Genomic DNA, 775 nt, shown 5'->3' with positions numbered 1-775 from the left:
ATCATTTTTGGGGAAAGATCAGGGATGGAAGTGGTCTGAACATCTACACCCGGCATCATTTCGGGGTGTACCCTTTGCCGTGGTTTCAGGTGAAAGCGTTTTCGGCAGACGCCAGGCTGTGCATGAATATCCTTATCGTGATACGGCGTGGATTGAAGACCTTGGGCGCAGTAGCCGAAAAATCACCTTGCGCGGCTTTATTATTCAACCTCAACTCTGCTTAAGCATTGCGATTTCCTGAGCACGTAAACCTAAGCTCGGCTTTTTCGGTTGGAACGTATAAGCAATTAAGCCTGATACCACCTCCAACAAAAAGCCGACAATGCTCCGATGCCTTGAATGTTCTATCTGAGAGATATTTTTCAATTGGTCATTCACGGGTTGAGTAGACCACGGGAACTACCCCCGCAGCCTCTCGCAGAACGGTACGTGAGCCTCTCGACTCATACCGCTCCCATCAGGCAAACACGCCTGTCATTCCTGCCCGCCAATGGGCAAACAGCCCCTTATGCTGCTTTGCGATCCTTTGAAGCAGTTTTGAGGCTTGAGTTTTGTGTCTGCTCAGTGCCTTGAACTTTCGCCTGGCCCAGCGCACCAGCGCTTTGTTGAGTTGCCTGAAGACCTTATACAGTTCCGACCGGCAAAATTGCCCATAATAATTCAGCCAGCCATTGATTATGGGGTTTAGCCAGTTTGCCAGTTGTATCAGGTTCAGTTCTGTCCGCATTCGGATCTTCAACTTACGGATTTTGAATCTCATGGCTTTTTGGGCCGC

The 775-nt window shown here is 49.4% G+C and carries 1 protein-coding gene and 2 pseudogenes; 1 reads left to right on the top strand and 2 read right to left on the bottom strand.

The genetic code is table 11. The features are described from left to right. Positions 1-7: 7 nt before the first annotated feature. Positions 8-208 (top strand): annotated as a pseudogene (locus ACGF5R_RS24245) (DNA circularization N-terminal domain-containing protein); the annotation flags it as partial. A gap of 2 nt (positions 209-210) precedes the next feature. On the opposite strand, the pseudogene ACGF5R_RS24240 reads toward ACGF5R_RS24245, so the two are convergent. Both ACGF5R_RS24240 and ACGF5R_RS24235 read right to left on the bottom strand, forming a co-directional pair. Beyond that, positions 211-384, bottom strand: a pseudogene (locus ACGF5R_RS24240) (IS982 family transposase); the annotation flags it as partial. 73 nt (positions 385-457) lie between these two features. Next, on the bottom strand, positions 458-775 hold a 318-nt coding region (locus ACGF5R_RS24235; protein WP_387693179.1), incomplete at its 5' end, for a group II intron maturase-specific domain-containing protein.

Origin of the sequence: Photorhabdus sp. RM71S (assembly GCF_042879355.1) — a bacterium.
In the GTDB taxonomy this organism is placed as follows: Bacteria; Pseudomonadota; Gammaproteobacteria; order Enterobacterales; family Enterobacteriaceae; genus Photorhabdus; species Photorhabdus kayaii.
This window is presented reverse-complemented; position numbering and strand designations above follow the sequence as displayed.